This is a genomic window from Paraburkholderia azotifigens, assembly GCF_007995085.1.
Classification (GTDB): Bacteria; Pseudomonadota; Gammaproteobacteria; order Burkholderiales; family Burkholderiaceae; genus Paraburkholderia; species Paraburkholderia azotifigens.
The window spans coordinates 316,866-340,072 of the sequence record NZ_VOQS01000001.1; the positions used below are offsets into that span (position 1 = coordinate 316,866).

Sequence of the window (23,207 nt, forward strand, 5' to 3'; positions counted from 1 at the left end):
CGGAATCGAACATGACACGAGACACACAAGCGTCGACTCAAGCGCTGTTCGCCGACCATGCGTATCTGCCCGAAGGCTGGCGGCGTAACGTGCTGCTGCAATGGGACGCGCAGGGCGCGCTGAGCGCCGTCACGCCGGATACGCAAGCGCCTGCTGGCGTCGCGACAGCGCACGGCCCGGTGCTGCCCGGCATGCCGAACCTGCACTCGCATGCGTTCCAGCGTGCAATGGCGGGGCTCACCGAATATCGTGCCGCATTGGGCCAGGGCGCCGTCGACAGTTTCTGGAGCTGGCGCGACCTGATGTACCGCTTCGCGGCGCGCATCACGCCGGAAGCGCTCGCGTCGATTGCGCAATGGCTGTACATCGAAATGCTGAAGTCGGGCTACACGTCCGTCTGCGAATTCCATTACGTGCATCACATGCAGGACGGCCAGCGCTATGCGAACGAGGCAGAACTCGCGCAGCGCGTGGTCGATGCGGCGGGCGCGAGCGGCATCGGCATCACGATGCTGCCCGTGCTGTATCAGTACGCGGGCTTCGGCGCGCAGCCGCCGCGCGACGATCAGCGCCGCTTCATCAATACCCCCGACAGTCTGCTCTCGCTGCTCGATACGCTGCGCCGCGCGCGCCCTGAACATGGCGCGTTGCGCTACGGTGTCGCGCCGCACTCGCTGCGCGCGGTATCGAACGATTCGCTGCGCACGCTGCTGGACGGACTCGATGCGATGTTGCCGGGTGCGCCCGTGCACATCCATATCGCCGAACAGACGGCGGAAGTGGATGCCTGCATCGCAACGGAAGGCGCGCGGCCCGTGCAATGGCTGCTCGACCGTTTCGCTGTCGATCAACGCTGGTGCCTCGTGCACGCGACGCATATCGACGCCGATGAAACCGCACGGCTCGCGAAGAGCGGCGCGATCGCGGGGTTGTGCCTGACGACGGAAGCCAATCTCGGCGACGGCATATTTCCCGCGCAGGATTATCTGGAGCAAAGAGGGCGCATCGGCGTCGGCAGCGACAGCCATATCGGCGTCGACTGGCGCGCGGAACTGCGGCTGCTCGAATACGGTCAACGTCTGTCGAGGCGGCAGCGCAACGTGCTCGCGTCGGCGGACATGCCGCGTGTCGCGGACCGTCTTTATGGCGCCTCGCTGGAAGGGGGCGCGCACGCGACGGGGCGCGCTGTCGGCGCCCTGGAAAAGGGCGCGCGGGCCGATTTCATGGTGCTCGACGCGAATCATCCGAACATCGCGGAGCAGGCGAGCGATGCGTGGCTGTCGGGCGCCGTGTTCTGCGAGCATGGCGAAACGCCCGTGCGCGACGTGTATGCGGGCGGTGCGAAAGTCGTCGACAATCGACGGCATCGCGATGAAGAGCGCGCGTATGCGAACTATCGCGCGGCGCTCGCCGGACTGCTGAAGTGACGCGCAATCGCCGCGCAACGACACGCCGGCTCAACCACGAGAGGCACTGACCTTATGACTGCCACCGACACCTTGCCTGTCTTCTCACTGCATCGGGGAACGTTGCCGTTCCTGATCTCGATCCCACATCTGGGCACCCGCATTCCCGCCGACGTCGCCGCGCAGATGACGGACGTCGCTGCGCGCACCGACGATTGCGACTGGCATCTCGACCGCCTGTACGCATTCGCGAAGCGCCTCGGCGCATCGATTCTCGCGCCCACATATGCGCGTTACGTGATCGACCTGAACCGTCCGCCCGATGGCGCCAATCTCTATCCGGGGCAGGACACGACGGGTCTGTTGCCCGTCGATACCTTCGACAAGGAGCCGCTCTATCGCGACGGCCGCTTGCCTGACGATGCCGAAGTCGCGCGGCGTCGCGATCTCTACTGGAAGCCGTATCACGAGGCGTTGCAAGGCGAACTCGCTGCGCTGAAGGCGCAGCACGGCAAGGTGCTGCTGTGGGAAGCGCATTCGATCCGCTCACACGTGCCGCGTTTCTTCGACGGTCGTTTGCCCGACTTCAATTTCGGCACGTCGAACGGCGCGAGCGCGGTGGCGGGACTCGCCGAAGCGCTGGCGGCTATCGTCGAAGAACATGGCGGTTATACGGCTGTCGCGAACGGGCGCTTCAAGGGCGGCTATATCACGCGCCACTACGGCCAGCCTGATACGGGCGTGCATGCGGTGCAACTGGAACTGTCGCAGATCACCTACATGCAGGAGCAGATGCCGTATGCGTACGACGACGCGCTCGCGCAGAAGATCGAGCCGCTGCTCGACAAACTCGTGAAGACGGCACTCGATCGCGTCGCGGCTGCCTGACTTCATTCGGGTCGACCTGAACGAAGCATGCGCGCGCGTCCGTCCGCATGCTTCGCCCGCCTCTCTCCCGCCTCTCTCCCGCCTCTCTCCCGTCTCTCTCTTCTCCTGACGGCGAACGCCGCATACTCCATTGCGGGCACGTGCGGAACGCAACGTCCCGCGCGGGGTCAATTCATCAGTGAAGTGCACACGCGCTGCGATGCGCGCCCGTGTTGTCTTTGCGCCGCATCCGCCGTGCGAATCTGGTTGCGCGCCGCGTAGCGATGCGTCTATCTTTGTCGGACGCGGCGCACGGGCATGCGCCTTGCGGCGTGTGCGGCCCGCCCGACGCGGGCAACAGGCGCCAGCAGCAAGACTGATGATGGAAGACCCAGCGATGGAATATTCCGACGAATCCCTGCTACCCATCTGGCGGGCCAATCTCGGCCTGCTGACGCGTGAGGTGGGTGCGGCCGCGCGTCTCGCGCGGATGATGACCTTCTCCGCGTCGTATCTCAAGCTGATGCTCGCCGGCCAGCGCGACTTCAGCGAAGAATTCGTGCGAGGCGTCGAAGCGGTAACGGGGCTGCCGGGCGGCTGGATGGATGCGCCGCACGAGGCGGCCGAGGTTCCCGGCAACGCGCGCGAAGCGATCGACAACGAAGCGCCGCTCGCGCGTTTTCGCGGCACCGCGCATCCCGCTCGCAAGAAATCGGTGCTGCGTCCGCCCGAACCGATCTTCGGCCAGCAGCCTCAGCGCCGTCCTGAAGACGACGTGCTCGAAGCCGAACTGCATCGGCGTCAGGCGTATTTCCGCAAGGTGCGCGATCTGGCCGTGCAGGAAGTGCGGCGTTTCGAGCGCTCGCTCACGCATCCGACCGTCGAGTTCGCATCAGTGCGTGCGAAAGTCGAAGACGTGCTGTCGGCCGCCGAAGTCGATGATCCCATCACGGCCGATCTCGCCGGCCGTCTCGAACAGATCGACAAGCATCGGAACATGCTGTTGCGGCACACCGAGCGGCTGCATGCGTTGCTCGTGCAACTGGGCGACGAGGGTTGAGCGCGCCGGATTGGCGGCGCGCAATCATGCTCAGTCGCGCAACTCGCTGAGAATCTGCTCGGCCAGATAGTCGCATGGCGGCCGGTTCGAGCGCGCGCTGCGCGCGAGGATGATCTCCAGCTCGGGCAGTTTCGGCAGGCCATGCTGGCGGCCCAGCGTGACGAAGCGCTCGGGCACCGCGCAGCGCGCGAGCGGCGCAACCGCGAGGCCCGCGTCGACCATGCTGAACAGGCCCATCAGACTCGGACTCTCGTACGATGTGCGATACGCGATCTTCGCGCGTTCGAGTGTCTGGATCGCATTGGCGCGCGCGACGCTGCCGACGCCGAACAGCGCGATGGGCAGCGGCCGCTCCTTCCACACTTCGCGTCCCGCCGTCGATGTGCCCGCCCAGACCATCGGCTCGAGCCGGATGAACTCACCCGCCAGGCCTTTCACGCGCGTCACGCACGCAAGGTCGATCTTGTTGTCCTTCAGGAGCGGTGCGAGCGCGTTGCTCGGCAGGCTGACCACCTGGATCTCGACCTTCGGGTAGGTTGCCGAGAAATTGCGCAGCACGGACGGCAGCAGCGACGACGCGTAATCGTCCGGCACGCCGATCGCCACGCGGCCCTTCACCTCCGGATGCACGACGGACGCCCACGCTTCGTCGCGCAACGCAAGCATGCGGCGCGCGTAGCTGAGCATCACCTGGCCGTCCTGGGTGAGCGTGACGCTGCGCGGCCCGCGCACGAAAAGCGGCTTGCCGAGCGCCGTTTCGAGTGAGCGGATCTGCATGCTGAGCGCCGATTGCGAACGATGCACGAGCGCGGCGCCGCGCACGAAACTGCCGGTATCGGCGATGGCGACGAACATCGCGAGCACGTCGAGATCGAGGGCTTTCATGCGTATCAGCGCTATCAGAATTATTGATCGAAATGTTCAATATAACGCGTTTGTCTGAACTCAGGGGCGGCGGCATACTGGTTTCATACATGGCTTCATACGCTGGCTTCATACGCCGCACTTCAAACGGGGACATCATGACCATGCCGACCACCTACGACGAATTCAAACAGCTCGCGATGCGGCTCGACATGTCGCGCGGCAAGCCGTCGCCCGAGCAGCTGGAGCTGTCGCGCGCGCTGCTCGACGAAGCGGGCACGGCGGGCTTCCTGTCGCGCGACGGCATCGACTGCCGCAACTATGGACATCTGCTGGGCTTGCCTGAGGCGCGCGAACTGGGCGCGCAGCTGCTCGACGTCGATGCGGCGCAGGTGGTCGCAGCAGGCAACTCGAGCCTCGAACTGATGCACGATGCGCTTGCGTTCGCGATGCTCTACGGCATGCCTGGCGACGCGCCGTGGAGCAGGCAGGGCGAGGTTGCGTTCCTGTGTCCCGTGCCGGGTTACGACCGGCACTTCGCGATCTGCGAGGCGCTCGGCATCCGCATGATTGCCGTGCCGACGACGCAGGACGGCCCCGACATGGACGTGGTGGAAGCGCATGTGAAGAACGATGCGTCGATCAAGGGCATCTGGTGCATGCCGCTCTACAGCAACCCGAGCGGCGCGATCTGGTCGAACGAAACGATTGAACGTCTGGCCGCGCTGCCTGCCGCCGCGCCCGATTTCCGGCTCTTCTGGGACGATGCATATCGCTTTCATCATCTGACGGACACGCTGCACACGACGCCCAACATCATTGAACTATGCGAACGGGCGGGGCATCCGGACCGCGCGCTTGTATTTGCGTCGCTGTCGAAGGTCACGGTGGCGGGCGGCGGCATCGCGTTCCTGGCTTCGTCGGTACGCAATGTCGGCTGGTGGCAGAGGCACATGGGCGTGCGGACCATCGGTCCCGACAAGCTGAACCAGCTGCGCCACGTGCGCTATCTGCGAGACCGCGAAGGACTGGAGCGCCTGATGGCGAAACATCGTGCGCTGCTGCGTCCGAAGTTCGATGCAGTGGTGGCGACGTTCGAAGCGTTGCTTGCCGATTTGCCCGACGTGTCGTGGAATCGTCCCGAGGGCGGCTATTTCATCAGTCTGTATGTGCCGAAGGGCTATGCGAAACGCACGGTCGCGCTGGCAGCCGAAGCAGGACTCGTGCTGACGCCGGCGGGCGCCGCGTATCCGTATGGACGCGACGACGAAGACGCGCACTTGCGGATTGCGCCGACCTTTCCGTCGCTCGATGAAGTGAAGCTCGCGGCACGTGGCATCGCGCTGGCGTTGCGCCGCGCGCTCGAAGAAACGGCGCGCTGACGGCGGAACGGGCGCGCAAGCGCCGTGCCGCATAAGTACGGCGGCGGGCGCAACAAATCGTAATACCGTGCCGCGCAGCCGATCTCGCCACGTGCAGCCGTTTTGCGGTAAAAGAAACGGATGACCGACCGCGCCCGCATCATTCCGCTGATCGTTGCCTGTCCGCTGTTCCTGCAAAACCTCGATACGTCGATCATGGCGACCGCGCTGCCTTCCATCGCGCGCTCGCTCGGCGTCGAGGCGCTGCATCTGAATCTCGCGATCACTTCCTATCTGCTCAGTCTCGCCGTGTTCCTGCCGGCGAGCGGCTGGCTTGCCGACCGCTTCGGCGCGCGCCGCGTGTTCTGCTCGGCGATCGGCCTGTTTTCGCTGGCCTCGGCGTTATGCGGCATCGCCATGTCGCTGCCGCAGCTCGTCGTGTTTCGCGTGCTGCAGGGCATGGGCGGCGCGATGATGGTGCCCGTCGGCCGGCTGATCCTGCTGCGCAGCGTGCCGCCTGCGCGGATGGTGGCCGCGATGGTGTGGTTCACAGTGCCGGGCGCAGTGGGGCGGCTGGCGGGACCGCTGCTCGGCGGGGCCGTGGTTACGATCACTTCGTGGCGCTGGATCTTTTTGTTGAACGTGCCGTTCGGCGTGATCGGCGTGTTGTGCGCGCTGGCCTTTGTCGAAGACACGCACGAAGCGGTCGACGAGCGTTTCGATCTGCCCGGCTTCATCCTGCTGTCGGCGGGGCTCGTCGGTCTGGTCGGCGGTCTGGACACGGCGGGGCGCGGACTCGTGCCGCAATGGGTGACCTTCGCGTTCACGGGCACGGGCGCGCTGTCGATGCTGCTGTACTGGCTGTATAGTCGCCGCCACGTCAACGCGATCATCGATCCCTTGCTGCTGCGCTACAAGGCGTACCGGACGGCCGTGCTCGGCGGGATGCCGCTGCGCATCGGCATCGGCGCGTCGCCGTTCCTCATGCCGTTGATGCTGCAGCTCGGTTTCGGCCTGTCGCCGCTCACGTCCGGCTCGCTGAGCGTCGCGACGGCCGTGGGCTCGCTCGCCGTGCGCGGCGTAATGAGCGCGGCGATCCGGCGCATCGGCTTTCGCACCGTGCTGATCGTCGCGACCTGCATGACGGGCTGTTTCTACGCGTGCTACGGGCTCTTCACGCCCAGCACGCCGCATCTGCTGATCTTCTGCGTGCTGCTGGCGGGCGGCCTGTTCAATTCGCTCGCGATGGTCACGCTCAACACGCTCGGCTATTCCGACATGCCCAAGCCGAAGATGAGCCGCGCGACGGCGCTGTCGGGCATGGCGCAGCAGCTGTCGGTGAGTCTCGGCGTGGCGTTCGGCGCGTCGCTGCTCGCGCTGACGGCGCATCTGCACGGCGGCAGCGCGGCGCACCTCACGGCGCGCGATTTCTCGCCGGCGTTCTTCGTGGTCGGTGCGGCCGTGCTGTGCTCGCTGTTCTTCTTCGTGAAGCTTTCGAAGGACGAGGGGGCGGAGTTGCGGCAGCGTTCATGAGCCCGCATGAGCCCGCATGAGCCGCTGCGCTAGCCGCGCCTGCGCCGCGCGGCGAACTCGCCTTCCAGGTTCCACGTAACGCCGTCCTGCGCGAGCGCAACGCCCGTCCAGCGGAACGCGTCGTCGGTGATATCGGTGAAGTTCCAGCGGATCGGCGTGCCGTCCGCGTGCGTGCCGACCTGCACGATATCGCCGCCCATCCTCCGTCCGACCAGTTCGTCGCGCTGTCCGTTCACGGGGTTGATGTAGGTGACGCGCCACGCTTCGAGCGTGGGATCCCATATGCGCAGCGTCGTGCCGTACATGTCGAAGCCGGGCTCGCGCGGTGCGCCGTCGCGATCCGCGCGGCGCGGCATGATCCATACATCCTGTACTGCACGGCCCTCGAGCGTCCAGCCGAAGTGAATTTCACCCGTCAGATGCCGCTCTCGCACGTCGACGCGGTAGTGCAGCACGTCCATGTCCCAGCTGCCGACGAGCCAGCCGTAGAGGTCGTGCGCGGCGTCGATGCCGGCCGCGCGGCCGGGCGCGCCGAGTGCGGCATGAAAGCCGCGCGCGAGACCCTGATCCAATGCATTCATTGAACGCTGCTCCATCTGTCGAAGTCGATTGAAAGGGAGGAGGGCGCATCGCGCCGCACCCGCCGGCATTGTGATAAAACCAGCATACGGATCCCGCGAGGTGACATCTTGGGAAAAATTGCCGTCGAACTCGAAGCCGCGCTGGCCCGCCGCGACACGCTCGGTGCGCCCGGCAGCACGCAGATGCGCACCATCGCGGCGGGTGAGGGCTGGCAGGTGACGGATGTGCTGTGCACCTTCGGCCCGCGCGACCGGCCGTTCGAGGAACGGCATGCGGGCGTGTGCATCGCGATGGTGCTGGCGGGTGCGTTCGGCTACCGCTCGGCGGCAGGACGCGAGCTGCTGACGCCCGGTTCGCTGCTGCTCGGCAACGCAGGCGAATGCTTCGAATGCGGTCATCGGCATGCGTCGGGCGACCGCTGCGTATCGTTTCACTATCAGTCTGCGTACTTCGAGCGGCTTGCCGCCGACATGGGCTTCGCTCACGGCGATGCATCGTTCCGTCACGTCCGCCTGCCGCCGCTGCGTGCGTTTTCAGGGCTGATTGCGCGTGCGTGCAGCGCAGCGGCGCATGGCGCGTCCGACGTGTCATGGGACGAACTTGCCGTCGAACTCGCCGATCTCACGCTGCGTTCCGCGCGAGCCGACGCGAAGCGCCGTCACGCAGCGACGGGCGCGAGCGCATGGTCGCGCGTGACGCAGGCTGCGCGCCTGATCGATGAAACGCCCGATGCGCCGCATACGCTCGCAAGTCTCGCGCAACTGTGCGGCCTGTCCGATTTCTATTTCCTGCGCAGCTTCGAGCGCGTCACGGGCGTCACGCCGCATCAATACGTGCTGCGCGCGCGCCTGCGCCATGCGGCGCTGCGTCTTGCCGACGAGGACGCGAAGGTCGTCGATATCGCGCTCGACAGCGGCTTCAACGATGTGTCCAATTTCAATCACGCGTTTCGTGCCGAATTCGGCATGAGTCCGCGCGCCTGGCGCATGCAGCGCGGCGCGCGCCGTTGCGAGGCGCGCAACGCATGAGCCGTCACGTGCACCGCCTGCGCGCGGCGGCCATGCTGCCGCTGCTTGTCTGCGCATGCGGCGCGGCCGCCGTGCACGCGCAGGAACGCGTGGCGTCCGACGATGTTCCGCCGTCGACGATCGAGCGCGACGTGCATCTGTTCGTCGTGCAGAAGGACGGTTCGATCGAGGAGCACGACGACACGATCCTGCGCGCGAACACGACGAGCGGCGTCGACGATATCGCGCAACGCTACGTGTGGTTTAACAAGGACATCGAGCAGGTGCAGTCGCTCGCGGCGGAGACGATCGATCGCGACGGGGTCGCGCATCCCGTCGGCCCCGACGGCATCCGCGACGTGCAGGAGCCGCGCTCGGCGGGCGCGCCGACCTTCCAGGACGGCGTGCTGCGCACGGTGATTTTTCCGGGCGTCGAGCCGGGGTCGCGCGTGCATCTCGCGTTTCGCAAGACGCGCTCGATTCCGCTGCAAGGCGGCACGTTCGCGTATTTCGTCGAGCCGACGCGCGGTCCCGTCGACATGCAGCAGCTGATCTTCGATCTGCCCGCCGACGTGCCGCTCTATGCCGACGCACGCGGTTACGTCGCGTTGCCGCCCGTCACGGAAAACGGCCGTACGCGCTACACGTTCGAGTACCAGCATGGACCGTACGCGCCGATCGAAGCGGGGGCCGTCGGCTACGCGACGTGGGGCGACCGGCTGATGATATCGACGACGCGCGATTTCGCCTCATTTGCCGAGCGCTATCGCACGGCGGCGCAGGACCCGACGTGGCGCGACCCTGCGATTGCGCAGTTCGCGCAGGCGCTGACGGCGCACACCGGCGACCCGCGCGAGAAGGCACAGATCCTGTACGACTGGGTGCGCATGAACATCCGCTACGTCGCGCTTTTTCTCGGCGAGACGGCGGCCGTGCCGCACAAGGCCAGCGATATCCTGCGCAACCGTTATGGCGACTGCAAGGATCACGTCGCGCTGTATGGCGCGATGCTCGCGGCCGTCGGCATCGACAGCCAGGCCGTGCTGCTCAATCTGGGCCCTGTCTATACGCTGCCCGACGTGCCGGGCTACGGCGCGAGCGCGATCAACCATGCAATCACATGGATTCCTTCGTTGAACCTGTACGCGGACACGACGGCGGGCGGCATCGGCTTCGGTTATCTGCCGCCGGGCGCGATGGACCGGCCTGTGCTGCTCGTCGACGACGGCGTGCTGGCGCGCACGCCCGCGACGCAGGAACGCGGCCGCAATGCGCGGCTGGCGATCGATATCGACGGGACGGGGACGGCGGCGTTCACGTATCGCGTCGAAGACGTGGGCGTGCCGGCGGAACTCGAGCGCAATGTGTTTCGCCGCGCGACACGGCAGCGCTGGCAGCAGATTGCCGCCGACCGTTTGCGGCAGACGGGATTGCATGGGATTGCCCGGATGCAGCCGGGCGAATTGACTTCGACTTCGGGGCCATTTGCAATCTCCATGCAGGGGACGCTGGAGCATTTCACGTGGCCTGACGGTACGACTGCGTTGCCTGCGTTGACGAGCTTGTCGGGCGGGATCGCGACGCAGGTGCAGGCCTGGCTTGCCGAGCCGGAGCGGACGCAGCCGTGGGTTTGTATCGGCGGCGATTTCGAGGAGACCGCGCAGATTACGCTACCCGATACCGTTCGCGTGACCGATATGCCTCAGGATGCTGCTGTACGCGACCGGTTTTTCGATTTTCAGTCGCGGTATGTGTTTGATCCTTCGACTCGCGTCGTGCAGATTACCCGGCATCTTCGTGCACGGTTTGGGCGTCAGGTGTGCAGCGCCGATGAGTTTGCGCAGGCGCGGGTTTCTCTTGTTCGGATTGAACGTGATGTTCTCGCGCAGATTGTGGTTCGAGGTGTTGTTGCGCGGTGATTGTTCGGCGGTGGCATCCGCGTTTTCTTATCGGTTTATTGGCGTTGCCCCTGTTATTGCCCAGGGGCTCTCAACGTCCCCGTCCTTCGTGCGGCAACACGCTAATTTCGCGCCCGTTGCCAGCGTGCTAACTCTGGCTTTTTGTCTGGCTGTTTTGCTGGCATCCGCGATTTCGTATCCGTGCTTCAGGCGTTGCCCCTGTGCGGGGCGGCACTTACTTTCTTTGCCGCCGCAAAGAAAGTAAGCAAAGAAAGCGGGCTAACCCCGCCAGTGCTTGTTGTTGCCTGCGGGCCCCCCACGGGTCCCGCACTCCACGCGGCATCGCACTTTCTTACACTCGTTGCCAGCGTGCTAACTGTACGCATCACCCGCTTCGCGTGCCCGCGTCACGAATTGCGTTACCAGGAAGTCCACGGCCGCCCAGGTGGCAAACTGTGTGTAGGCCGTCGCGACGGAAATGCACCACTCCGGACTGAAAAGCGGGATCGGTGTCGTAGGAGCGCCAACGCGTAAGGTGCGATAACCTACACACAGTTTGCCACCTGGGCGGCACAGACGGATCGCTGCCGCTGGCTGTGCTACGGGTGACTGGAGAGGGTGAGGCGCCTGTTAAAGGCGCTGGCAACGGGCGTGAAATAGTGCGATGCCGTCGGGAGTGCGGGACCCGTGGGGGGCCGCAGGCAATGACTAGCATTAGCGGGGTTAGCCCGCTTTCTTTGCTTACTTTCTTTGCGGCGGCAAAGAAAGTAAGTGCCGCCCCGCACAGGGGCAACGCTTGAAGCACCAATACCAAATCGCGGATGCCAGCAAAACCAAAACCAAAACCAAAACCAAAACCAAAACCAAAACCAAAACCAAAACCAAAACCAAAACCAAAACCAAAACCAAAACCAAAACCAAAACCAAACGGCGACATCACTGCTCGCCCTGCAACCTCAAAACCTCTTCCCGCAGCCGAAGCAGCGGCTCCTTCACCTCATCTTCAGCCCAGGTATCGAGATCATCGATAGCCCGCTGACATCCATCGAGCACAACATCGAGATCAACAGGCACCCCATTCGCGATTGCAAACTGAATCGTCTCAGCAAACTGCTGACACTCATCCTCGCCATACGAAATATCGAGGTTATCGCCAATCACGACGGCAATATTGCTGCGCGCCTTATCGTCAGGCGTGACCATGTCGATAATGCCGCGAGCGACGGCAGGCGAGTAATAAAGCGCAATATCGAGCCATTGCGCAGCGTCGAAGTCCGCTTCGCCGAATTGCGCTTCGAAAAATTCGATCGCTTCCTGCTCATGCGCTTCGTCTGCGTCGACGCTGATACATAACTCTTCAAACTGCTCTTCACGTTCGCTGCGAATAGTGCCGTCCATCAGTGCCTCTCTTGCCAGTGTTGCCAGTGCCAATAAAAATGCCGCGCAAGGTCGCGCGGCAGGCATTATAGGACGTTGGGCTGACAGGGGCGTGTGCCGCGCGTGTCACGCAGACTCCACCACCCACGCATCGAACCAGTCACGCGGCCGCGCAATATCATCCTGTGCGGCGATGATCTCGAGTTCGTAGCGCCCCGCGTCGAACGTCGCACGCACCACGGCATTGACGGCAGCAAGCGTGTGCTCGAATGCGCTGCGCACCGAGTCGCCGAGCAGCGTCCGGGCGACGAACACGGCGCTCGTCATGTCGCCGACACCCACGGGCTGACGCGCGAACGGATACAGCGGACGCTGCCCCATCCACGCTTCACGCTGGGTCACGACGAGCATGTTGAAACGGTCCGCAAGACTGTTGCGATCGAGCAGATGCTTGACGAGCACCATCTTCGGACCGCGCTTCATCAGTTCGCGGCACGCAGCGACGGCTTCTTCGACGGTCTCGATCTCGCGCCCGACGAGCCGCTGCAGTTCGCTGTGATTCGGGCACATCACGTCGGAGACTTCGGGCATCGTCCGCACCAGAAATTCCTGGATGCCCGGTTCGGCGCGGCAGCCCGTCGCCGTGCCCATTACCGGATCACAGAAATAAAGCGCGTGCGGATTCGCGGACTTCACGGCGCGCACGATTTCAATCACGGCCTGCGCCTGTTCGGGTGTGCCCAGATAGCCCGAGAGCACGGCATCGCAGCGCGGCAGCATGCCGATCGCGCCGATACCTTCGACGAGCGCGAGCATCTGCGATGCATCGATCGCACTGCCTTCCCAATGCCCGTATTGCGTATGGTTCGAGAACTGCACCGTGTTGAGCGGCCACACGTTGACGCCGAGGCGCCGCATCGGGAACTCCGATGCGGCATTGCCTGCGTGCCCGAATACCACGTGCGACTGGATGCTCAGAACATTTTTCATGTCGAACCGATACGGCGCAGGGAGGGCGCCAGAAGAAAGAATGCGAAACGGATGCGCGCTTTTCGTGGGCGCTGTCGTTGGAACCTGATGCCTGCCGGTGCCGCGCTCATGCACCGCTTTGGCGCGATGCGCGGCGGCGTGCCCGCCGGACGCGCCACACCCGGTTCATCACAAGATACATGAGTTTTCGCGCGGCGGAGCCCATCAGGCCCCGCCGTGTTGCGTCGAACCGTCAACGCGCGCGCCGGCGATGCGCAAGATCAACGTCGCGCGAGCCTGCTCACACCAGTTCGCGATACAGCGCGAGATAGCGTTCCGCCGACGCGCCCCAGCCGAAGTCCTGCCGCATCGCGCGGCGCTGCGCGGCTTTCCAGTCGGTGCGCCGCGCGTACAGCGCGAACGCGCGGCGGATCGCGGCCGTCAGCGCTTCGGGCTCGAAGCGCTCGAACACGAAGCCCGTCGCGAGATCGTCGGCGATGTTTTCGAGCGACGCATCGACGACGGTATCGGCGAGACCGCCCACGCGATGCACGAGTGGCAGCGAGCCATACGCGAGCGCATAGAGCTGCGTCAGCCCGCACGGCTCGAAGCGCGACGGCACGGCGATCACGTCGCTGCCCGCGACGATCTGGTGAGCAAGCGTCTCGTCGAAGCCGAGTTCGACGGCGACGCTCTCGGGATGCGCCTGCGCCACGCGCTGCAAGCCGTTTTCGAGCGCCGGGTCGCCCGTGCCGAACACGACCAGCTGGCCGCCGCGCTTGATGATGTCGGGCAGGGCGGCCAGCAGAAGGTCGAGGCCCTTTTGTTCCGTGAGCCGGCTCACGACGCCGAACAACAGCGCGTCTCCCTTCTGCGCGAGGTGGAAGCGCTCCTGCAGCGCCGTCTTGCACGCGCGCTTGCCGGCAAGGCGCGTGTCGGTGTAGCGCGCGGCGATCGATTGATCGACGGACGGCTGCCAGACCGAGTAATCGACGCCGTTCAGGATGCCCGACAGATCGTGCGAGCGCTGGCTGAGCAACCCGTCGAGCCCGCCGCCTTGCGCAAGCGTCTGGATTTCGCGCGCGTAGGTCGGGCTCACGGTGGTGATGCGGTCGCTGTAGAAGAGACCGGCCTTCAGAAACGACATCTGCCCGTAGAACTCGACGCCGCTCATGTGGAAAAAGTCGGCGGGCAGACCCAGCTGGCCGAACTGATGGGCGGGAAAGATACCCTGGTAGGCGAGATTGTGGACCGTGAAGATCGTGCGCGCGGGCGGCTTGCCGTGCTCGCGCGCGGCCGCTTTCAGATAGGCGGGCGCGAGGCCCGCGTGCCAGTCGTGTGCATGAACGATCTGCGGCGCCCAGGCCGGGTCGAGATGCTGCGCGATCTGCGCCGCCGTCCAGCCGAGCGTCGCGAAACGCTGCGCGTTGTCGCCGTACGGCACGTGCTCGGCATCGAGGTACGGATTGCCGCTGCGGTCATACAGCGATTCCGCGCGGATCACGTAGACGATGAGTCCGTTGGCGGGCAGCGTGCCGCGCTCCAGCGCGACGTTCGACGCGCCGAAGCGCTCGCCGATCCGCGCCACGGGCTGCAGGTCCGACAGCCCCGCGACCACGGCGGGAAAGCCAGGCAGCAGCACGCGGACATCGGCGCCCAGTTCGATCAGCGCGGGCGGCAGCGCGCCCACGACGTCGGCGAGACCGCCCGTTTTCAGAAGGGGATACAGCTCGCTAGCGACATGCAGCGCGCGGATCGTCATGAGCCTCAGTCCTGTCGGTTAACTGCCGGATAACTGCCGGTTAAGGGTTGCCGCGGATTGGCGTCCGCGCGTCGGGGCGCATGGGCCGTGCAGGCGGTGCGCGGCCGCGCAACGCGTCGCCGCGCGCTGTCTGCGTGCCGGCCCGCGCTTGCCCGTCGGCTGTCCGCTAACGCGCCGCCTGGCGCTTGAGCGCTTCCGCCGTCACCAGCACGACGCCGCTGTCCGTGCGGTAGAAGCGCTCGCCGTCGCGCACCGGGTCCTCGCCGATCACAGTGCCGTCGGGAATCTGGCAGCCGCGGTCGATCACGACCTTGCGCAGACGGCAACTCGCGCCGATCGACACCTGCGGCAACAAGACTGCCTCAGCGATGTTACAGAACGAATTCACGACCACATTCGACGACAGCACCGAGCGCGAAATCTGCGAGCCGGAAATCACGCAGCCGCCGCACACGATCATGTTGGTGCCCGTGCCTTGCAGCCCGTTCAGGTCGCGCACGAACTTGGCGGGCGGCAACTGCTCCTGATGCGTCCAGATGGGCCAGTTGCGGTCGTACAGATCGAGCGCGGGAATCGTCGAGGCGAGATCGAGATTCGCGGCCCAGTACGCGTCGATCGTGCCGACGTCGCGCCAGTACGGCTCGACGCTCGGATCCGACGACACGCACGACATGCTGAATGGGTGCGCAATCGCATTCCCCGACGTGACGACGCGCGGAATGATGTCCTTGCCGAAGTCGTGATCGGTCGCGACGCTGGTGATGTTGTCTTCGAGCAGCGAGTACAGGTAGTCGGCGTTGAACACGTAGATGCCCATGCTCGCGAGCGCGATGTCGGGACGGCCGGGCATGGCGGGCGGGTCGGCGGGCTTTTCGACGAAGCCCGTCACGCGGCGCTCCTCGTCGACGTGCATCACGCCGAACGCGACGGCCTCCATGCGCGGCACCTCGATGCAGCCGACGGTGCAATCCGCCTTCGACTCGACGTGATCCATCACCATGCGCGTGTAGTCCATCTTGTAGATGTGGTCGCCCGCCAGCACGACGACGTATTTCGGACGGATCGAACGGATGATGTCGAGGTTCTGGAACACGGCGTCGGCCGTGCCGCGATACCAGTGCGCGCCTTCGACGCGCTGCTGCGCCGGCCACAGGTCGATGAACTCGTTGAACTCGCCGCGCAGGAAGCCCCAGCCGCGCTGCACGTGCCGCAGCAGCGAATGAGCCTTGTACTGCGTGACGACGGCGATGCGGCGGATGCCCGAATTCAGGCAGTTCGACAGCGCGAAATCGATGATCCGGTACTTGCCGCCGAAGTGCACGGCGGGCTTCACGCGCTTGTTCGTGAGCGGCCCGAGGCGCGTGCCGCGCCCGCCCGCGAGGACGATGGCGAGCGTGGTGTGCTGCAAATCGTTGAGGCTTGCCGGCGTATCCATGTGCGTCTCCATGTTATGGGTGAGCCCTGGTGGAAGCTTTCTTTGCCCCGGCGTTCTGTTCTGTCTGACGCTGTTCGTTGTTATCGTTTTTTGTCTTTTTGTCGTGTACGGCGGCCTGCATGTGCTTCGGGCTGGAACCGCGGGTTGGAGCTGCGGGTGGAACCGCGGGTTGGAACTGCGGGTTGGAACTGTTCATGCACGTCGGATGCCAGCCAGCGATTAGTCTGGACCATGCGCCACGTGCGCGCAACATGCCGCGTTCGCGATGCCACATTCGGGAGGCGAGCGGGCCGGTTGAGCCTCGCACGGCAGGTAGAAAAGGCTGCTTCGCGGTGCATCATTCGAAGCAACCGGGCAATTTATGCCGGCGGCTGACCAGTTGAAACGTCCGTCTGGCGTCTGTCTGCGCCTGCCTGCGCCTGCCGTCCGCCGCCATTGCAAGCGGCGCTGCAAACCCGTCGCGACGCGGGCATCATGACGGGCCTGCCTGCTTCCATTGCCAGTCAATCCAACTGCTCATGAAACTGAAATTGCGCTCATCGCTCGTTGCCGGTTCCCTGATTGCCTGTCTCGCATTGCCCGCCCTCGATGGCTGTGCCGCCGATCCTGCCAACGCCGCCCGTTCATCGGCGACGCCCGCCGTGCCCGCCGATAGCGGTCCCGCTTATGGGCGGGAGTTGCAGGGCTTCGACTATCCGGCGCCCGTGCATCAGTTCGAGTTCACCTCGCAAGGCGAAGCGCTGCACATGGCTTACATGGACATTGCGCCCGCCCATCCGAACGGCCGTACCGTCGTGTTGCTGCACGGCAAGAATTTTTGCGGCGCGACATGGGAAGACTCGATCGGGCGGCTGTCGGCGGCGGGGTATCGCGTGATCGCACCGGATCAGATCGGCTTTTGCAAGTCGAGCAAGCCGCAGCGCTATCAGTTCAGCTTCCAGCAGCTCGCGCGCAATACGCATGCGTTGCTCGAATCGATCGGTGTGCAGAACGCAACCATCGTCGGCCATTCGACGGGCGGCATGCTTGCTATCCGCTATGCGCTGATGTACCCGGGCGAGACGCAGCAGCTGGTGCTCGTCAATCCCATCGGACTCGAGGACTGGAAGGCGAAGGGCGTGCCGTCGCTGTCCGTCGACCAGTGGTACGAGCGCGAGCTGAAGACGACAGCGGACGGCATCCGCCGCTACGAACAGGCCACCTATTACTCGGGCCAGTGGCGCAGCGATTTCGAACCGTGGGTGCAGATGCTCGCGGGGATGTATCGCGGGCCGGGCAAGAAGGAAGTCGCGTGGGATTCGGCGCTGCTGTACGACATGATCACTACGCAGCCCGTCGTCTATGAACTGGGCTTGCTGAAGATGCCGACGCTGCTGCTGATCGGCGACAAGGACACGACGGCGATCGGCAAGGATGTGGCGCCGCCCGACGTGCGCGCGAAGATCGGCAACTATCCGGAACTCGCGAAGTTGACGAAACAGGCGATCCCGCATGCGACGCTGGTCGAGTTCGCGGAGCTGGGCCACGCGCCGCAGATGCAGGATCCCGTGGCGTTTCATAAGGCGTTGCTCGACGGCCTGGCTGCCTTACCCGCGAGCCATTGATCGCCGGCGACGACGCAAGCGCGGGCGCGCCAGCTAACGAAGCTTAGCCTTCGGCCAGCTCGTCCCGCACCTGTGCGCCGATCTCGAACGAACGCAGCCGCGCCGCGTGATCGTAGATCTGCGCGGTCAGCATCAGCTCGCTCGCGCCTGTTTGCTCGACGATCGTGCGCAGGCCGTCGCGCACCGTGTCGCGATCGCCGACGACCGAGCACGCGAGCGAATGCCGCACGCTGCTCATCTCCATTTCCGAGGCCGCGACCTGATCGACGGGCGGCTGCAACTGGCCCGGCGTGCCGCGCCGCAGATTGATGAACTGCTGCTGCAGCGACGTGAAGAGCCGCTGCGCTTCGCCGTCGGTATCGGCGGCGAACAGGTTCACGCCGACCATCGCGTACGGCTTGTCGAGCGTTTCCGACGGCCGGAACTGCGCGCGGTACACGTGCAGCGCCTGCATCATGTAGTCGGGCGCGAAGTGCGACGCGAACGCGAACGGCAGGCCGAGCGCCGCCGCCAGTTGCGCGCTGAACAGGCTCGAACCCAGCAGCCACAGCGGCACGTCAAGACCCGCGCCCGGCACGGCGCGCACGCGCTGGCCCGGCACGGGATCGCCGAAATAGCGCTGCAACTCGACGACGTCGTCGGGGAACGAATCGGCGCTGCCGTGCAGGTCGCGGCGCAGCGCGCGCGCCGTGGTCTGGTCGGTGCCGGGCGCGCGGCCGAGGCCGAGATCGATACGCCCCGGATACAGCGACGCCAGCGTGCCGAACTGCTCGGCGATCACGAGCGGCGCGTGATTCGGCAGCATCACGCCGCCCGAGCCGACGCGGATCGTCTTCGTGCCGCCCGCCACGTGGCCGATCACCACCGACGTCGCCGCGCTCGCGATACCTGTCATGTTGTGATGTTCGGCGAGCCAGTAGCGCTTGTAGCCCCATCGCTCGGCGTGCTGCGCGAGATCGAGCGTGTTGCGGAACGCGTCGGCCGCGGTCGCGCCGGCCGTGATGGGGGAAAGATCGAGGACCGAAAAAGGAATCATGGCAAAAGATGTGCGGCCAACCATCGCCGTGTTGCAGGGGCGACGCGCAGACCGTCTGGCGTGCGGAAAACGGCGATTGTGCCAAAGGGCTTCCATTCGTGCTGGCGGCCTGTTCATGTCCCTGACGGCAGCAGGGTCGGTGGCCGAACGACGCGAACCAGGCCCAGCATCCAGCGCGGACGCCGATGCAGAAAAGCCCTGCAAACAGGGGGGAATGCGCGTTGACGTGCGCCAATGTGTCCCGTGCGTGTGCCGTCGCACGGACGTTCGCGCGCGCGGGCGTTAATGTACGAGCGTCGCCGCCAACCATGCGGATCTGCGCGACGCATATCCGCCCGACGAGGCGGCGGCCTCCACGGACCTCGACGCCGGTCGGCCCGTCACGTCACGCGTAGGTCGGCTACGCAGCGCACACCCGGACGAACCGGGCCGACCGGGTCAGCCGGGCGCACGCATGCAGCCCGTTGCGTCGGCGCGGCTGCTCCGACGGCATCGAAGCGCACCCTGGCGTGCGGGAACCAGCATCGTCGATGCACCGCCCGATTCGTCAGCCGATTCGGTGTAAACGCGCTCTCGCGCAAAGGGCGGTCTGACGCTAGATTGTCTGCACTTGCGGGATAGTCGAGGGGCCAGCGGCTGCCGTTGTTGTGGCGGCCTATAGGGGTGAAAATTGCGTCGGCCAGAGGCACGCGTGGCTTCTGGCCGAAAACGCTAGCGGTTATGGCGGCGTGCGTTCAGATGGCCGTTTCAGCGTACCTCTCCCATTCCAGGTTTCTTCCACGGCGTCACAGCATCCATCGCCCGTCGCGAGCGATCCGTTCGTCTTGCACGCGAAACACGCGAAATCTCGCGTAGCAATTCTTTAACTTTCCACACACATCTGCACGGCGTTCATTCGCGAACGGGCCATCGCGCGGGTTATGCTTGGTGTCGTTCATACGTTTGTGTTCCGCATGTCACCGAAGATGATTACCCGCACCTCGTTGCGCAACATGATGCTTTCCGTGGCCGTGGCGGGCGCGTTGTTCGCGCTCGCCGGCTGCGACGACCAGCAGAGCGAGCAAGCCGTGCAAAAGCTCAAGGAATTTTTCAACGCCGTCAAACCGGATGCACTGCTTCTGAAGGGCCTCACGCCCGGCGTGACGACGGAAGCGCAGATCCGCGACCAGATGGGCAAGCCCGAAACGGAGCGCACGTTCACCGACGGCTCGAAGCGGTTCGAATATCCGCGCGGTCCGCAGGGCCTCAACACGTACATGGTCGACATCGGACCCGACGGCACGCTGCAGGCAATCACGCAGGTGCTGACGGCCGCGAACTTCGCGAAGATCCGCGCCGGCATGACGGAAGACGAAGTGCGGCGACTGCTCGGCAAACCGGGCGAAGTGGCTGTCTATCCGCTCAAGCCCGAGACCGTGTGGAGCTGGAAGTGGCGCGAAGGCGGCGTCACGCAGGAGGGCTTTTTCAACGTGCATTTCGACGTCAATCACATCGTCTACACGACCTCGCGCTCGGATGTGATTCGCGGGCATTGACGTCGCTACGGGCGGGCAGGCAAGGACGCACAGGCGAGGACGCACAGCGCGCAAAACGAAAGCCGATATCGCCTGTCCAACCAGAAAACGCCTGCAGACAAGGGAGAAAACAACAATGGCCATACGTCGGCGCTACAAGCGCATCGGCCTCGTGCTCGGCGGGGGAGCCGCGCGCGGCTGGGCGCACATCGGCGCGATTCGCGCGCTGCACGAGGCGGGCATCAAGCCCGACATCGTCGCGGGCACGTCGATCGGCGCGCTGGTCGGCGCTGTGTATGCGAACGGCGATCTCGACTGGCTCGAAGAGTGGGTGACGCGGCTCACGTGGCAGTCGGTCGTGCGTCTGCTCGACCTGCGTCTTTCGGGCGGGCTGCTCGGCGGCAAGAAAGTCATCCAGGTGTTTGCCAACCGCTTCAACGGCCGTTCGATCAGCGAATTGCAGATGCCGTTCGCGGCCGTCGCGACGGAACTCGATTCTGGCCGCGAAACCTGGCTGCAGGACGGCGGCGTGGTGGACGCCGTGCGCGCGTCGATTGCGATTCCGGGCATTTTCACGCCGGTGCTGCACGAGGGCGTGTGGCTCGTCGACGGCGGGCTGTCGAACCCTGTGCCCGTGTCGGCTGCGCGCGGCATGCGGGCCGACTGCGTAATCGCCGTCGATCTGAACAACGACATCCTCAATGGCCGCGATTTCGGCGGCGCGGTCGTCGACCTGCCGCCGATGCCGACGGAAGAACTCGTCGAAGCCGCCGTCGAAGAACCCGACGCGTTGCCGCTCGATCCCGATGCGCCGCCGCCCGCCATCGCGACGCCTGCGCCGCCGACGCTGTTACGGCGCAACGGCAAGCCCTTCCCGAACTGGCTGCAGCCGTCGTCCGAAGAATATTCGCGCGATGTGCGCGTGCCGCCCGCGCCGAGCGCACGCGTGCCGTCGATGCTCAGTTCGATCGCGCAAAGCATCGACATCATGCAGGTGCGGATCACGCGCAGCCGCCTCGCGGGCGAGCCTGCCGACATCCTGATCCAGCCGCGTCTGGGCGGCATGGGCATCTTCGATTTTCACCGCGCGGGCCCCGCCATCGAAGAAGGGCGCGCGGCCGTCGAGGCGATGTTGCCCGCGATCCGCGTGTGCCTCGGTACCGACTGACGGCAATCGCTCGATCCGCGCTCAGCCCTCGCTGCGCTTCGCGGCGATGATGCGGCACACGCGCTTGCCGGAACTCGCGCTCGTCGTGTCGTCGGCGAACAGGATCACGCAATCGGTGAGCGCATCCGCGATGAGCGCGGGCTCGAACGCCGAATACAGGCGTCCGTCAGGCTGGCGCGCATCGGCGCCCTGCGTCACGCGCCACGACAGATACAGCATGCCATGCGGCCGCAGGATGCGCACGAGGTTGTCGATGGCATCGGGAATCGCTTCGACGGGCAGATGCATCAGCACGGTTTCGCAGATCACGTTGTCGTACTGCTCGTCGATCTCGGCGAGCGACGGCAGCGTTGCCGTGCGAAACGCAAGCTGAGGATAGAGTCGCCGCGCTTCGTCGAGCAAACCCTCCGACGCATCGAAACCCGTCACGCGATACCCGTGCGCCGCGAGCCACGCCACGTCGCGCCCATTGCCGCAACCGATGTCGGCCGTCTTGCCCGCGGGCAGCAGATGCGCTTCCCACAGCGCATACATGTCGTCGGGCGGCGGCTGGTCGAGCCATTCGCGCGAATAGCGGGCGGCGTCGCGGGTATAGGCGTCGAGCGTCGTGGAGTCGGGTTGAAGGGGCATGCGGCGATCCTGTGTGCAGAAGCGTCGTGTGGCGCAAGGGGAGTGCCAAGTCTAGCGCGTGACTCATTGCAGCGGCTTGCGCGGGGCGCACCTGGCAGCATCGAGTGCCTGTGTCTTTCAGGGAAAGCCCCAATCGGCGCGGGTTTGCGGGCGTGCCGCCGGCTTTGCGCGTCTATCGAAAAAGCGACCCGAAACTTGCGAAATCGCGGCGGGCGCAGCATGTGTGCCGTGTGCTTACAAACGGACAGACAAGCGGATAGCGCCCGGCACGGTGGGCGTTCAACGCGCTCGCCGCCGCGCCTTCGAGCATGCTGCGCTGCACAAGAACTCGCTACCCCAGTTTGAGCAATTCATTTTCGCTTGCGAGTATCCGCGCCATGCCGCAGCGGGTGCGGCTGTCCGACCAACCCTGGCGCTTCGCTTCCACACAGGAGACACACGTGTTCCTCTATGGCTTTGGCCCGGTGCTCCTCGACGGCACGATCAAGACGGTCGAACTGTCGGTTCTTTCGCTGGCGACGGCCGTCGTGCTCGGGCTCATCGGCGCGGCTGCGAAGCTGTCGTTCAACGGGCCGTTGCGCGCAATCGCGACGGGCTATACGACGCTGATCCGCTCGGTGCCCGATCTCGTGCTGATGCTGCTGCTGTTCTACAGCATCCAGATCGCCGTCAACAACCTGACCGACGCGCTCGACCTCCCGCAGTTCGACATCGATCCGTTCATCGCGGGCGTGCTGACGCTCGGCTTCATTTACGGCGCGTATTTCACCGAGACGTTTCGCGGCGCGTTCCTCGCCGTGCCGCGCGGGCAGCTCGAAGCGGGTGCGGCGTACGGCATGAGCGGCGCGCGTGTGTTCGTGCGCATCCTGTTTCCGCAGATGATGCGCTTCGCGCTGCCGGGCATCGGCAACAACTGGCAGGTGCTGGTGAAGGCGACGGCGCTCGTGTCGATCATCGGTCTCGCCGATGTCGTCAAGGCGGCGCAGGACGCTGGCAAGAGCACGTTCAACATGTTCTTCTTCATTCTGGTCGCCGCGCTGATCTATCTGGCCATCACGACCGTGTCGAATCTCGTGCTGATCTGGCTGGAGAAGCGCTATTCGATCGGCGTGCGGCATGCCGAACTCTAACTCG

Annotated in this window: 20 protein-coding genes; 11 read left to right on the forward strand and 9 right to left on the reverse strand. The window is 65.2% G+C overall.

The annotated features are described in order from the left end of the window. Positions 1 to 11 precede the first annotated feature (11 nt). The 3 genes from FRZ40_RS01470 to FRZ40_RS01480 all read left to right on the forward strand — a co-directional run bounded on the left by FRZ40_RS01470 (position 12) and on the right by FRZ40_RS01480 (position 3,333). Positions 12 to 1,427 (forward strand): formimidoylglutamate deiminase, encoded by a 1,416-nt coding sequence (locus FRZ40_RS01470; RefSeq protein WP_147233069.1) that lies wholly within the window; start codon positions 12 to 14, stop codon positions 1,425 to 1,427. Positions 1,428 to 1,481: 54 nt separating this feature from the next. Further along, positions 1,482 to 2,294, forward strand: a complete 813-nt coding sequence (hutG, locus tag FRZ40_RS01475; RefSeq protein WP_147233070.1) for an N-formylglutamate deformylase — start codon at positions 1,482 to 1,484, stop codon at positions 2,292 to 2,294. 376 nt (positions 2,295 to 2,670) lie between these two features. Beyond that, positions 2,671 to 3,333: a hypothetical protein gene (locus tag FRZ40_RS01480; protein ID WP_028370538.1), complete on the forward strand. Its 663-nt coding sequence runs from the start codon at positions 2,671 to 2,673 to the stop codon at positions 3,331 to 3,333. Between the two features lie 30 nt (positions 3,334 to 3,363). Here the strand turns inward: FRZ40_RS01480 and FRZ40_RS01485 are convergent, their stop codons facing one another. Further along, positions 3,364 to 4,218, reverse strand: a complete 855-nt coding sequence (locus tag FRZ40_RS01485) for a LysR substrate-binding domain-containing protein (protein ID WP_147233071.1) — start codon at positions 4,216 to 4,218, stop codon at positions 3,364 to 3,366. A gap of 137 nt (positions 4,219 to 4,355) precedes the next feature. Between FRZ40_RS01485 and FRZ40_RS01490 the strand changes: the two genes are divergently transcribed. Both FRZ40_RS01490 and FRZ40_RS01495 read left to right on the forward strand, forming a co-directional pair. Then, positions 4,356 to 5,579 carry an aspartate aminotransferase type Ic gene (locus FRZ40_RS01490; protein ID WP_147233072.1) on the forward strand — a complete coding sequence of 408 codons (1,224 nt, stop codon included), beginning with the start codon at positions 4,356 to 4,358 and terminating at the stop codon, positions 5,577 to 5,579. Between the two features lie 120 nt (positions 5,580 to 5,699). Next, positions 5,700 to 7,091 (forward strand): DHA2 family efflux MFS transporter permease subunit, encoded by a 1,392-nt coding sequence (locus FRZ40_RS01495; protein ID WP_028370535.1) that lies wholly within the window; start codon positions 5,700 to 5,702, stop codon positions 7,089 to 7,091. 29 nt (positions 7,092 to 7,120) lie between these two features. Here FRZ40_RS01495 and FRZ40_RS01500 read toward each other — a convergent pair whose 3' ends face one another. Beyond that, the gene (locus FRZ40_RS01500; protein ID WP_147233073.1) at positions 7,121 to 7,672 is read right to left on the reverse strand and encodes a hypothetical protein; all 552 of its coding nucleotides are present in this window, start codon (positions 7,670 to 7,672) and stop codon (positions 7,121 to 7,123) included. A gap of 108 nt (positions 7,673 to 7,780) precedes the next feature. On the opposite strand from FRZ40_RS01500, the gene FRZ40_RS01505 reads away from it, so the two are divergent. Together FRZ40_RS01505 and FRZ40_RS01510 are read left to right on the forward strand one after the other, a co-directional pair. Further along, positions 7,781 to 8,701 carry a helix-turn-helix transcriptional regulator gene (locus FRZ40_RS01505; protein WP_147233074.1) on the forward strand — a complete coding sequence of 307 codons (921 nt, stop codon included), beginning with the start codon at positions 7,781 to 7,783 and terminating at the stop codon, positions 8,699 to 8,701. Continuing rightward, complete coding sequence (locus tag FRZ40_RS01510) at positions 8,698 to 10,599, forward strand: DUF3857 domain-containing transglutaminase family protein (RefSeq protein ID WP_147233075.1); 1,902 nt, start codon at positions 8,698 to 8,700, stop codon at positions 10,597 to 10,599. Before FRZ40_RS01505 ends, FRZ40_RS01510 begins: the two co-directional genes overlap by 4 nt. A 364-nt stretch (positions 10,600 to 10,963) precedes the next feature. On the opposite strand, the gene FRZ40_RS44680 is transcribed toward FRZ40_RS01510, so the two are convergent. The 5 genes from FRZ40_RS44680 to glgC all read right to left on the reverse strand — a co-directional run bounded on the left by FRZ40_RS44680 (position 10,964) and on the right by glgC (position 16,121). Further along, positions 10,964 to 11,515, reverse strand: coding sequence for a hypothetical protein (locus FRZ40_RS44680; protein ID WP_193566962.1), 552 nt, complete (start codon positions 11,513 to 11,515; stop codon positions 10,964 to 10,966). Beyond that, positions 11,515 to 11,976 carry a hypothetical protein gene (locus tag FRZ40_RS01520; RefSeq protein WP_147233076.1) on the reverse strand — a complete coding sequence of 154 codons (462 nt, stop codon included), beginning with the start codon at positions 11,974 to 11,976 and terminating at the stop codon, positions 11,515 to 11,517. The genes FRZ40_RS44680 and FRZ40_RS01520 overlap by 1 nt, the downstream gene beginning before the upstream one ends. Before the next feature lie 105 nt (positions 11,977 to 12,081). Continuing rightward, positions 12,082 to 12,945 (reverse strand): pyridoxal kinase PdxY, encoded by an 864-nt coding sequence (gene pdxY / locus FRZ40_RS01525; RefSeq protein ID WP_028367088.1) that lies wholly within the window; start codon positions 12,943 to 12,945, stop codon positions 12,082 to 12,084. 280 nt (positions 12,946 to 13,225) lie between these two features. Further along, on the reverse strand, positions 13,226 to 14,686 hold the full coding sequence (gene glgA / locus FRZ40_RS01530; protein WP_147233077.1) for a glycogen synthase GlgA: 1,461 nt from the start codon (positions 14,684 to 14,686) through the stop codon (positions 13,226 to 13,228). 166 nt (positions 14,687 to 14,852) lie between these two features. Beyond that, the gene (glgC, locus tag FRZ40_RS01535) at positions 14,853 to 16,121 is read right to left on the reverse strand and encodes a glucose-1-phosphate adenylyltransferase (RefSeq protein WP_147233078.1); all 1,269 of its coding nucleotides are present in this window, start codon (positions 16,119 to 16,121) and stop codon (positions 14,853 to 14,855) included. A gap of 518 nt (positions 16,122 to 16,639) precedes the next feature. Between glgC and FRZ40_RS01540 the strand changes: the two genes are divergently transcribed. Beyond that, positions 16,640 to 17,725 (forward strand): alpha/beta fold hydrolase, encoded by a 1,086-nt coding sequence (locus tag FRZ40_RS01540; RefSeq protein ID WP_147233079.1) that lies wholly within the window; start codon positions 16,640 to 16,642, stop codon positions 17,723 to 17,725. A 43-nt stretch (positions 17,726 to 17,768) separates the two neighbouring features. On the opposite strand, the gene FRZ40_RS01545 is transcribed toward FRZ40_RS01540, so the two are convergent. Continuing rightward, positions 17,769 to 18,761, reverse strand: a complete 993-nt coding sequence (locus tag FRZ40_RS01545; protein ID WP_147233080.1) for an LLM class flavin-dependent oxidoreductase — start codon at positions 18,759 to 18,761, stop codon at positions 17,769 to 17,771. 992 nt (positions 18,762 to 19,753) lie between these two features. On the opposite strand from FRZ40_RS01545, the gene FRZ40_RS01550 reads away from it, so the two are divergent. After that, positions 19,754 to 20,296 carry a hypothetical protein gene (locus FRZ40_RS01550; protein ID WP_147234746.1) on the forward strand — a complete coding sequence of 181 codons (543 nt, stop codon included), beginning with the start codon at positions 19,754 to 19,756 and terminating at the stop codon, positions 20,294 to 20,296. A gap of 115 nt (positions 20,297 to 20,411) precedes the next feature. Next, positions 20,412 to 21,443 carry a patatin-like phospholipase family protein gene (locus FRZ40_RS01555; protein WP_147233081.1) on the forward strand — a complete coding sequence of 344 codons (1,032 nt, stop codon included), beginning with the start codon at positions 20,412 to 20,414 and terminating at the stop codon, positions 21,441 to 21,443. 21 nt (positions 21,444 to 21,464) lie between these two features. Here the strand turns inward: FRZ40_RS01555 and FRZ40_RS01560 are convergent, their stop codons facing one another. Further along, complete coding sequence (locus FRZ40_RS01560) at positions 21,465 to 22,073, reverse strand: class I SAM-dependent methyltransferase (RefSeq protein WP_028367081.1); 609 nt, start codon at positions 22,071 to 22,073, stop codon at positions 21,465 to 21,467. Positions 22,074 to 22,513: 440 nt separating this feature from the next. Here FRZ40_RS01560 and FRZ40_RS01565 point away from each other — a divergent pair, with 440 nt between their 5' ends. After that, a complete protein-coding gene (locus FRZ40_RS01565) occupies positions 22,514 to 23,203 on the forward strand; it encodes an ABC transporter permease (RefSeq protein ID WP_028367080.1) in 690 nt (229 codons plus the stop codon). The last annotated feature ends 4 nt before the right edge of the window (positions 23,204 to 23,207 follow it).

What these genes read in the sequence shown, in the direction of transcription:
- FRZ40_RS01470 (WP_147233069.1), top strand. Translation starts at nt 12, where the DNA reads ATGACACGAGACACACAAGCGTCGACTCAAGCGCTGTTCGCCGACCAT.
- hutG (WP_147233070.1), top strand. Translation starts at nt 1,482, where the DNA reads ATGACTGCCACCGACACCTTGCCTGTCTTCTCACTGCATCGGGGAACG.
- FRZ40_RS01480 (WP_028370538.1), top strand. Translation starts at nt 2,671, where the DNA reads ATGGAATATTCCGACGAATCCCTGCTACCCATCTGGCGGGCCAATCTC.
- FRZ40_RS01485 (WP_147233071.1), bottom strand. Translation starts at nt 4,218, where the DNA reads ATGAAAGCCCTCGATCTCGACGTGCTCGCGATGTTCGTCGCCATCGCC.
- FRZ40_RS01490 (WP_147233072.1), top strand. Translation starts at nt 4,356, where the DNA reads ATGACCATGCCGACCACCTACGACGAATTCAAACAGCTCGCGATGCGG.
- FRZ40_RS01495 (WP_028370535.1), top strand. Translation starts at nt 5,700, where the DNA reads ATGACCGACCGCGCCCGCATCATTCCGCTGATCGTTGCCTGTCCGCTG.
- FRZ40_RS01500 (WP_147233073.1), bottom strand. Translation starts at nt 7,672, where the DNA reads ATGAATGCATTGGATCAGGGTCTCGCGCGCGGCTTTCATGCCGCACTC.
- FRZ40_RS01510 (WP_147233075.1), top strand. Translation starts at nt 8,698, where the DNA reads ATGAGCCGTCACGTGCACCGCCTGCGCGCGGCGGCCATGCTGCCGCTG.
- FRZ40_RS44680 (WP_193566962.1), bottom strand. Translation starts at nt 11,515, where the DNA reads ATGTCGCCGTTTGGTTTTGGTTTTGGTTTTGGTTTTGGTTTTGGTTTT.
- FRZ40_RS01520 (WP_147233076.1), bottom strand. Translation starts at nt 11,976, where the DNA reads ATGGACGGCACTATTCGCAGCGAACGTGAAGAGCAGTTTGAAGAGTTA.
- pdxY (WP_028367088.1), bottom strand. Translation starts at nt 12,945, where the DNA reads ATGAAAAATGTTCTGAGCATCCAGTCGCACGTGGTATTCGGGCACGCA.
- glgA (WP_147233077.1), bottom strand. Translation starts at nt 14,686, where the DNA reads ATGACGATCCGCGCGCTGCATGTCGCTAGCGAGCTGTATCCCCTTCTG.
- glgC (WP_147233078.1), bottom strand. Translation starts at nt 16,121, where the DNA reads ATGGATACGCCGGCAAGCCTCAACGATTTGCAGCACACCACGCTCGCC.
- FRZ40_RS01540 (WP_147233079.1), top strand. Translation starts at nt 16,640, where the DNA reads ATGAAACTGAAATTGCGCTCATCGCTCGTTGCCGGTTCCCTGATTGCC.
- FRZ40_RS01545 (WP_147233080.1), bottom strand. Translation starts at nt 18,761, where the DNA reads ATGATTCCTTTTTCGGTCCTCGATCTTTCCCCCATCACGGCCGGCGCG.
- FRZ40_RS01550 (WP_147234746.1), top strand. Translation starts at nt 19,754, where the DNA reads ATGATGCTTTCCGTGGCCGTGGCGGGCGCGTTGTTCGCGCTCGCCGGC.
- FRZ40_RS01555 (WP_147233081.1), top strand. Translation starts at nt 20,412, where the DNA reads ATGGCCATACGTCGGCGCTACAAGCGCATCGGCCTCGTGCTCGGCGGG.
- FRZ40_RS01560 (WP_028367081.1), bottom strand. Translation starts at nt 22,073, where the DNA reads ATGCCCCTTCAACCCGACTCCACGACGCTCGACGCCTATACCCGCGAC.